This window comes from Tardiphaga sp. (assembly GCF_025356345.1).
Classification (GTDB): domain Bacteria; phylum Pseudomonadota; class Alphaproteobacteria; order Rhizobiales; family Xanthobacteraceae; genus Tardiphaga.
In genome coordinates, this window is the sequence record NZ_JANXTC010000213.1 from 1 (window position 1) to 8,179 (window position 8,179).

General features: G+C 63.8%; 13 protein-coding genes. 6 read left to right on the forward strand and 7 right to left on the reverse strand.

Features of this window, described 5'->3' with window-relative positions:
- Positions 1-166: 166 nt before the first annotated feature.
- Entirely contained in the window at positions 167-817 is a 651-nt protein-coding gene (locus tag Q0S16_RS13065) for a carbonic anhydrase (RefSeq protein WP_295848854.1), read from the reverse strand.
- Between the two features lie 125 nt (positions 818-942).
- On the opposite strand from Q0S16_RS13065, the gene Q0S16_RS13070 reads away from it, so the two are divergent.
- Positions 943-1,818 (forward strand): CoA ester lyase, encoded by an 876-nt coding sequence (locus Q0S16_RS13070; protein ID WP_295848856.1) that lies wholly within the window; start codon positions 943-945, stop codon positions 1,816-1,818.
- Between the two features lie 4 nt (positions 1,819-1,822).
- Here the strand turns inward: Q0S16_RS13070 and Q0S16_RS13075 are convergent, their stop codons facing one another.
- The 3 genes from Q0S16_RS13075 to Q0S16_RS13085 form a co-directional block, all read right to left on the reverse strand.
- Complete coding sequence (locus tag Q0S16_RS13075) at positions 1,823-2,659, reverse strand: hypothetical protein (RefSeq protein WP_295848858.1); 837 nt, start codon at positions 2,657-2,659, stop codon at positions 1,823-1,825.
- Between the two features lie 118 nt (positions 2,660-2,777).
- Positions 2,778-3,383, reverse strand: a complete 606-nt coding sequence (gene leuD / locus Q0S16_RS13080) for a 3-isopropylmalate dehydratase small subunit (RefSeq protein ID WP_295848859.1) — start codon at positions 3,381-3,383, stop codon at positions 2,778-2,780.
- A 70-nt stretch (positions 3,384-3,453) separates the two neighbouring features.
- Positions 3,454-3,873, reverse strand: coding sequence for a metallopeptidase family protein (locus Q0S16_RS13085; RefSeq protein ID WP_295848861.1), 420 nt, complete (start codon positions 3,871-3,873; stop codon positions 3,454-3,456).
- A gap of 154 nt (positions 3,874-4,027) precedes the next feature.
- On the opposite strand from Q0S16_RS13085, the gene Q0S16_RS13090 reads away from it, so the two are divergent.
- Positions 4,028-4,297: a hypothetical protein gene (locus Q0S16_RS13090; RefSeq protein WP_295848862.1), complete on the forward strand. Its 270-nt coding sequence runs from the start codon at positions 4,028-4,030 to the stop codon at positions 4,295-4,297.
- Here the strand turns inward: Q0S16_RS13090 and Q0S16_RS13095 are convergent.
- Positions 4,279-4,497: a hypothetical protein gene (locus tag Q0S16_RS13095; protein ID WP_295848864.1), complete on the reverse strand. Its 219-nt coding sequence runs from the start codon at positions 4,495-4,497 to the stop codon at positions 4,279-4,281. The genes Q0S16_RS13090 and Q0S16_RS13095 overlap by 19 nt on opposite strands.
- 213 nt (positions 4,498-4,710) lie before the next feature.
- On the opposite strand from Q0S16_RS13095, the gene Q0S16_RS13100 reads away from it, so the two are divergent.
- The 4 genes from Q0S16_RS13100 to Q0S16_RS13115 all read left to right on the forward strand — a co-directional run bounded on the left by Q0S16_RS13100 (position 4,711) and on the right by Q0S16_RS13115 (position 7,005).
- Complete coding sequence (locus Q0S16_RS13100; protein WP_295848866.1) at positions 4,711-5,016, forward strand: hypothetical protein; 306 nt, start codon at positions 4,711-4,713, stop codon at positions 5,014-5,016.
- A 195-nt stretch (positions 5,017-5,211) separates the two neighbouring features.
- Positions 5,212-5,463, forward strand: coding sequence for a hypothetical protein (locus Q0S16_RS13105; RefSeq protein ID WP_295848868.1), 252 nt, complete (start codon positions 5,212-5,214; stop codon positions 5,461-5,463).
- Between the two features lie 149 nt (positions 5,464-5,612).
- Positions 5,613-6,173, forward strand: coding sequence for a hypothetical protein (locus Q0S16_RS13110; RefSeq protein WP_295848869.1), 561 nt, complete (start codon positions 5,613-5,615; stop codon positions 6,171-6,173).
- Between the two features lie 211 nt (positions 6,174-6,384).
- Entirely contained in the window at positions 6,385-7,005 is a 621-nt protein-coding gene (locus Q0S16_RS13115) for a hypothetical protein (RefSeq protein ID WP_295848871.1), read from the forward strand.
- Between the two features lie 74 nt (positions 7,006-7,079).
- Here Q0S16_RS13115 and Q0S16_RS13120 read toward each other — a convergent pair whose 3' ends face one another.
- Both Q0S16_RS13120 and Q0S16_RS13125 read right to left on the reverse strand, forming a co-directional pair.
- A complete protein-coding gene (locus Q0S16_RS13120) occupies positions 7,080-7,733 on the reverse strand; it encodes an NrsF family protein (RefSeq protein WP_295848873.1) in 654 nt (217 codons plus the stop codon).
- A 2-nt stretch (positions 7,734-7,735) separates the two neighbouring features.
- On the reverse strand, positions 7,736-8,179 hold a 444-nt coding region (locus tag Q0S16_RS13125), incomplete at its 5' end, for a sigma-70 family RNA polymerase sigma factor (protein ID WP_295848875.1).

An 8,179-nucleotide genomic window follows, 5' to 3' on the forward strand; every position in this document is an offset into this window, starting at 1 on the left:
CGAAGCCGGGCCCGTTGGCTCCTCGGAAGAAACTTGTCCCGGACGCGGCGCCATGCGCCTCCGCAGCAGGCGTCATGCGCCGCGGAGCCGGGACACGAGTCCGACATTTCATATCTCAGGATCGGCCGAAAGGCCGGCGCCAGACTCGCAATGACGTGGACAGGCCTTACGCCAGACCGCTGGCCGTCACCGGCACGAATTCCTTCGCCGCCTGATCCAGCACCGACAGCGAGCCCACCGCGACGCCGAAATAGGCGCCGTGCAGTTCGAGCGCGCCGTGCTCCACCGCCGCCCGAACGAATGGAAACGTCATCAGGTTTTCCAGGCTGCGGAACACCGCCGCCTTTTCGATTCGTGTCGCAAAGTCGATCATGGTCTCGTGGTCGCGGATCTCGACCTTCTCGCCGGGTTTGATGAACATCGACATCCAGCGACCGATGAAATCGCCGGGCGACAGCGGCGCGGCATTATCGACAAAGGCGCGGATGCCGCCACATTGCGCATGGCCCAGCACCACGATGTGTTTCACCTTCAGCACCTGTACCGCATATTCCAGCGCCGCCGAGACGCCGTGGGCGCCGCCGTCGGGCTGATACACCGGCACCAGATTGGCGATGTTGCGCACCACGAATAATTCGCCGGGACTGGAATCGAAGATGACTTCCGGCGACACCCGGGAATCGCAGCAGCCGATCACCATCACGGCCGGCGACTGGCCGCGCTCGGACAATTCGCGGAAACGCGACTGCTCGGTCGGCAGCCGCTGCGAGGTGAACGTCTGGTAGCCGGAAATCAGTTGGGATGGAAACGCGGTCATGGAAGGCCCTTTGGTTGTCCCGGCTAACCATAGGACGCCGCCGTGAACAAGGCTTTCGGGCGTGGGTCCGAGATGTTATCGCGAATGCCTGAAAAACAAATCGCCGAGATGACAGGGAAGACATCATGATCCGTCCGCGCCGCAGTATGCTGTTTATGCCGGGCTCCAACCCGCGCGCATTGGAGAAGGCCCGCGGCCTGCCCGCCGACGGAATCATTCTGGACCTTGAGGACGCCGTGGCGCCGGACGCGAAGGCCAGCGCCCGCGATGCGATCGCGCAGACCCTGGCGGCCGGCGGGTTCGGCAAGCGCGAGGTGATCATCCGCATCAACGCGCTGGATTCGCCATGGTGGATCGACGACGTCACCATGGCCGGCAAGGCCAAGCCCGATGGCATCCTGGTGCCGAAAATTTCCAGCGTCGAGGACCTCGCGGCGATTGCCGATCGGCTCAGCGACATCAATGCCGACATGTCGATCCGGGTATGGGCGATGATCGAGACTTCGCGCGCCATCCTGCATTGCGAGGAACTCGCGGCGGCGTCGCGCGATGCCGAGATGCGGCTGGCCGGTTTCGTGTTCGGCCCGAATGATATCGCGCGCGAGACCCGGATCCGCATGATGCCCGGCCGCGCCGCGATGCTGCCGATGATCATCAACTGCGTGCTCGCTACCCGGCTGCACGGGCTGGAAATTCTCGACGGCCCCTATAGCGGCATCAGCGACCCGGTCGGCTTTGCCGAGGAAGCGACGCAAGGCCGCGACATCGGCTTCGACGGCAAGACCCTGATCCACCCCGGTCAGATCGACGCCTGCAACGAGATCTTCACGCCGCCCGCCGCGGAAGTGGCGCAGGCGCGAAAAATTATCGCGGCCTTTGAGCTGCCGGAAAACGCCAAGCGCGGCGCGATCCAACTCGACGGCAAGATGGTCGAACGCCTGCACGCTGAAATGGCCAAGCGGACGATCGCCATTTCGGACGCGATCGCAACGATGGGGTGAGGCGTCATTCCGGGGCGCGGCCGGCTCTCGCCGGACGCGAACCCGGAATCACGGGCATGCTCATCCGCTCCGTCGCCCACGCATAGAAACTGCCCGGAATCGGCTGCTCCTTGCCGCGCCCCTTCGGCGAGATGTGGAAGCCCAGAATTTCGGGATCGGCCACCAGAGCCGAAAAATCCCACGGCTCGAAGAACCGTTTGGGCTCGGCGTGAATTGCGTAATAGGCGCGCCGCGGCAGTGCATATCTGGCGTAGCCGAAGCGGCGAGCCAGCGCCGTCAGCGACGCAGGGCCAAAGATCGCGACGCGGATATCGCTCAGCCGGGTTGAGCCGCCGCGCCATTTGCGCCAGGCAAAAATCATCCGGTGCCGCCACGCCAGCCAGTCCGGCGTCAGCTCTTCCTGCCGCATCAAGGCGTCGAAGGCGGCAATGACTGGATCGCCGGGCGGCAGATACAGCACCGAATTGCCGAGCTGACGTTTCTTCTCCCAGGCGAAATAGGGTTTGGCCGGATCGATCTCGATGGCCTTGAACAACAGCACGTCGGCGTCGAGCCACAGCCCTGCGTTCAGGGCCATCAGCCGCATCCGGAAAAAGTCGCTGAACTGCAGCGTGGTCCAGTCGCGCCAGCTGCCGCCGGGACCGGATGGTCGCAGCCGCTCGGCAAAGGACCGCGGCAGCACGGTCTCGGCATCGGCATTTACGACACCGTCCGGCAGACCGCCGAGCGGGGCAAAGCTGTACAGCGTGACGCGATGGCCGGCGGCGACCTGCGAGCGCAGGCACAACATCCGGAGCGCATCGAGCGGCCCGTCCCAGAAGGTGACGACGTCAGGAATCACAGCAGTAGTCGTCGTTGCGAGGAGCTCTTGCGACGAAGCAATCCAGCCTTGTGTGGTTTGCGGCTTTCTGGATTGCCGCGTCGCTTCGCTCCTCGCAATGACGGCTGCGAGTAAGGCGTCACGCCCAGGCGCGCGCGGTCTTGGCCTTTTCCTCGTAGCTGTCGATCGAGGTCTGCTTCTCCTTGGTCAGACCGATGTCGTCGAGACCATTGATCATGCAGTGCTTGCGGAACGCGTCGATCTCGAACTTCACCACGCCGCCATCGGGGCCGCGGATTTCCTGCTTCTCGAGGTCGATCGACACCGTGGCATTGGCGCCGCGCTCGGCGTCGTCGAACAGATGGTCGAGCGTCTCCTGCGAGACCCGGATCGGCAGCACGCCGTTCTTGAAGCAGTTATTGTAAAAAATATCGCCGAACGATGTCGAGATCACGCAGCGGATGCCGAAATCGAGCAGCGCCCAGGGCGCGTGTTCGCGGCTCGAGCCGCAACCGAAATTGTCGCCGGCAACCATGATCTTGGCGTTGCGATAGGCTGGCTTGTTGAGCACGAAATCCGGGTTCTCGCGGCCATCGTCGAGGTAGCGCGCCTCGGCGAACAGGCCCTTGCCGAGCCCGGTGCGCTTGATGGTCTTGAGGTATTGCTTCGGGATAATCATGTCGGTATCGACATTGATGATCTTCAGCGGCGCTGCGACGCCTTCCAGCGTGGTGAACTTGTCCATAATGCTGTTCCCGGTTGAGGCCGCTTTTTAGCCGGATCGGACGCGACGTCCAAGCGTCATTTGCGCCAGGCTACGCCTCAACCTCGTGGACATCGTCAATCTGGGCCTCAATCGCCTCCATATCGTCGTCCGACAGCCCGAAATGGTGGCCTATCTCGTGAATCAGCACGTGGCGGACGATGTGGCCGAGGGTTTCGTCGTGCTCGGCCCAGTAATCCAGCATCGGGCGGCGATACAGCCAGATCATGTTGGGCAGCTGGCCTGTATTGTTCTGGCTCTGGAATGGCAGACCGACGCCCTGGAACAGGCCAAGCAGGTCGAATTCGGTCTCCGCCTGCATCTCCTCCAGCACCTCGTCGGTCGGGAAATCATCGACCCTGATGATGATGCCCTCGCAGAGCTGGCGAAATCCGTCCGGCAGGCGCGCGAACATGTCGTGCGCCATGGTTTCCATGTCGGCGAGGTCGGGAGCTTTCAGGGATGGCCACATGGCAACGGTGTAGCGAATTGCGCGGGATTGGGCAAAGCCGGAGGCCGTGGCGGTTGACGGCCGGGCACCAATCGGAGACGTTGCCGCCTCGGGAAGTCAGGTTCTGGGGCGTATGATGCGGATCACGATGGCGGCAATTGGATTGGCGGCGGCAATGGCAGCCTTGCCGGTGGCCGGTACCGCGCAGGCGCAGACCCCATCGCGTGCACCCCAGGTCCGAAGCGATTCCGACGTTTCGGCGCAAAGCCGACGTCCCCGCGCCCGAGTGCGCATCTATCGCAATGACGACGAGCGTGGTGTGCATCCGAGCTACAATCCCGGCCCCAATGCGGTGCGCGAATGCACCGCCAATCTGGTGCAGGAATTCCGCCCGAGCGGTACCGTCATCGTTCCGCGGATGAACTGCTACTGGCGCCGCGGCTGAGCCGACGCTCGGCGGATGGCACCGATCAGTGCGATGCCGACCAGCAATGCGGAACCGCCGAATACGATGATCGCCATCGCCAGCTGAATCGTCGCTCCGGCGGTGCCCGGCCGCACACCCGGGCCCTGCGAGGCCGAGGCAACTCCGGCGAACGAGCATGTGGCTGCGAAAGCCGCGGCGGCGTGCGACATCCGATTCATGGTCATCTCCTTGTTGTCGCCAGAGCTCCGGGCGGCAACGGCAGGAGTTTTGAAAGTTGCGACGCAACATCATTGCCCGCGACACAATGTCTGGCTTTCGCGTGGCACCCAATCATTCACGGCGCGTTCACCTCGGTGGACCTAGCGTCCTATCAAGCGCGGCGATGCCCACGCCGCGCGGCACCACCGCGGTGCCGAACCAGGAACCACCTCATGAACATCAAGAAGATTCTCGGCCTTGCCGCGATTGCGGGATTGCTGTTCGTCGCGGCGCCGAACCAGCGCGCGAGCGCGATGTCGCTGAACAACCCCGGCATCGCCGCGGCTGTCCAGGGCGGTGCCGCGGCTGTCGTGACGACTGAAGTACAGTATCGCAACCAGCGCGGCTTTCGCGGTCATCGCGGTCACTTCCGTCCGCATCATGGCTTCCGTCGTCACGGCGGATGGCGCCGTCCGCATTTTTCACAGCGTCATCGCGGCTATGGCGGTCACCGCGGCCATGGTCGTCATCGCCGTTAAGCCAGGCACGCTCTCCGTCGCAAACAGGCCCGCTCACGCGGGCCTGTTTTTTTTACGCGTGGCAAAACCCATGGCATCCGCGTCGCAACATTCATTTCGCATTCACGCCGTCGCCGCTAGCCTTTGCGCGATGCCAATCGCCCTGCGTTGCCGCGCGACATTGGCATGATGGTGTCAGATTCATGGAGAAGGCAGATGAGCATGAACACGGTTCTGGGACTGGCCGCGGTGGCCGGGCTACTGCTAGCAACAGCACCGCCTGAACGCGCCAGCGCCATGTCGCTGGTCAATCCAGCGATCGCCGCGGCGGTGCAACGCGAGACGGCGACCGGCGCCACGGAAGTGCGCTGGCATGGCCGCCATCACGGCTGGCGTCGCCACTATGGTTGGCACCGCCATCACGGCTACCATCATCGCCGTCACTGGCACCGTCGCCACTTCTGGTAATCACGTCACGATGAAGTGTTCTTGTCACCCGGGCCCGCTCAGGCGGGCCTGTTTGCGTAAAGCGGGCATCGCCGCGTCGCTCTGTCGCGGGAAATCGCGTGGCATCCGTGCATTAGTTCGATGATCGACATCACGCACAAGGACATTTCATGAAAGTCTGGATTGGCGCGGCCATGGTGGCCGCTACTGTTTCACTCGGCGCCGCGTTCACAACCGCGCCCGCCACCGCCGCGCAGCCATCGCAAAAGGCGACGTCGCAGAAGGCCGCGACGGCGACCGACCTCAGCGCGCAACGCCGTCATCATCATCGCTCGCAACGACATCACATGCGCCGGCACCATGGCATGCATTCGCGAGGCTACGGCCATAATTATCGGTCGTATTATCTGCGTCCCGCCTATTCCGGCTATAGGTACGGCTATCGCCAGGGAGGCTATGGCGGAGGTTACGGCTACGCCGGCGGCTATGGCGGTGGGTATCAGCCGTCCTATTACGGCGGCGGCTATGGTGGAGGTTACGGCGGTGGTTATCGGCCGTCCTATTATGGCGGTTCGAATTTCGGCGGTTCGTTCGGTAGCTATGGCGGGCATCGTTCCTACGGCAGTTACGGTCGCCATGGATTCGGTTCAGGCTTCGGACATAACTTCGGACATGGTTCCGGCTTCGGCGGGCCGCTCAGCATCGGCTTTGGCTTCGGCAACCGCTGGTAATCAGTAGCCGCATCGTGCGGCGGACAACAGGCGCCCTCGGGCGCCTGTTTTTGTTTGTGGCCCGGACCGCCAATCGGGTCGTCATTCATGACGCATTCAGATCGGCCGCCATAATTTTCCCAGGCGCAGGCAACACGGGTGACATCCGGCACCGCGGTTCATTGCTTCGCCACGGCTGTCCCGTGTCCGGCATGGTCAGGGAGGATGTTGCATGAGAGAAGTTTCAGGTCTCCGCCACGGTCTGCTCCGCGCGCTCGGCGTTGCCACGGCCGTGATGCTGTCGGCCATGCTGCCTGCGCGCGCGACGTCATTGATCGGCCCGGGCAATGCGGCGGCGAGCAAGCAGCTCGGCGGCGCGCTGATCACGCAGGTGCAACATGGTGGACACCGCGGCGGCGGTGGTGGTGGCGGATTTCGCGGTGGTGGCGGAGGCGGACACGCCTTTCACGGCGGCGGAGGCGGCGGGTTCCGAGGCGCGGCACCAGCCTTCCGTGGCGGAGGTGGCGGTGGCTTCAGGGCCGCCGCTCCAGTGTTTCGCGGTGGTGGATTTCAGCGCGGACCGGCGTTTCACGGCGGCGGATATCGCTATGGCGGCGCGGTGCTGGCGCGGCGCCATTTCGCGGCACCGGCCTATTACGGCTATCGCCGGCATCACTTTCGGCCACGCTATTACGGCTACGCGCAGCCCTATTATTATGGTCCGCGCTATTATCATCCACGGCGTTACTGCCGGATCGTGATGACCTATTACGGCCCGCGAAAAATCTGCCGCTACCGTCCGTGGCATCCGCATCGGCGACACCATCACCGGCGGTTCCGCCTGTACTGGTGAGTTGTGACTGGCTGAACCTCCGCCCCGGCGACGGAGCCCAAGCTTCGCGCGGAGACGCCAGGGCTTGAAATCAGTCAGCGCGACAGTCCCTTGAGGTGTTGCCAGCGCATCATATACGACCCGGCACGACCGGCGATCGCGGTGAGTATAAAGACACTGCCGATTTGCCAGACAAGCACCATCAGGCCACCGTCGGCCGTGTGGAACAGCCGCAGCCCGAAATCACCCAGCGCCGCGGCGGCTAGTCCGCCGAGCGCAATGCTGGTTCGCGGCAAAAGTGGCGCGCCAGCCCGCAGCATCACCACCATTGCAACGGCCGGCACCGCGCCAATCATCATAATGGCCGGAAAGCACATCCAGTCGGATTGGAAGCCGGAGCCTGCCCGCAACAAATCCGAGAGGCAGCCCAGCCCGATACTGCCCAACCATATCGCGAGCGGAACGGCCGGCAGCGCTATCCAGCCACGGGGCTGGCCGGGTACCGTGGTGGTGAAGGCCGCGAAGGCGGCTGTTGCCGCGGTCAACAGCGCGGCGATCTGCTCGACGACGTACCGTAAGTCGATCATCTTCGCGCCGAGGTCCGGACGCGGCGACACCGCCCAGACCAAGACGCCCGCGGAGCCGAGCGCGAGCGCCATCCACAGCGCCGCCCGCATCATCGGCCGCGCTAGCCGGCGCACGGGTGGCGCATCCCGCGCCAAACGCACGATAATTTGATCGGTGTCCATCGTCAGATCTTCTCTCTCAACGTCTTGCGCAGCGAATGGACCGCGCGATGAACCGCGGTTTTCAGCGCGGCGATGCTGAGCCCGCTGGCAGCCGCAGCTTCACGCAGTGACAATCCGCGGATCTTGAGCATCTCGACCGCCGCGCGCTGTCCCGCCGGCAGCGCACCGATGGCACGAGCCACGGCTTCCTCATCGATCAACTCGCCGTGAACATCCTTCGTTTCAACTAACGAAAAGGTTTCAGGCGATTCACCGGTATTGACCTCATTTTCGGCACGCCGTGCATAACGCCGCGACGCATCGGCCATGCGGTTACGGACAATAGCCATCAACCATGGTACGAACGGCCGCGCCGGATCATAGGACGCCCGCACTGAATGCAGCGACAGCAGGATATCCTGCACAATATCCTCGCCATCGACGCCTTGCAGGCTCACGCTGCGGGT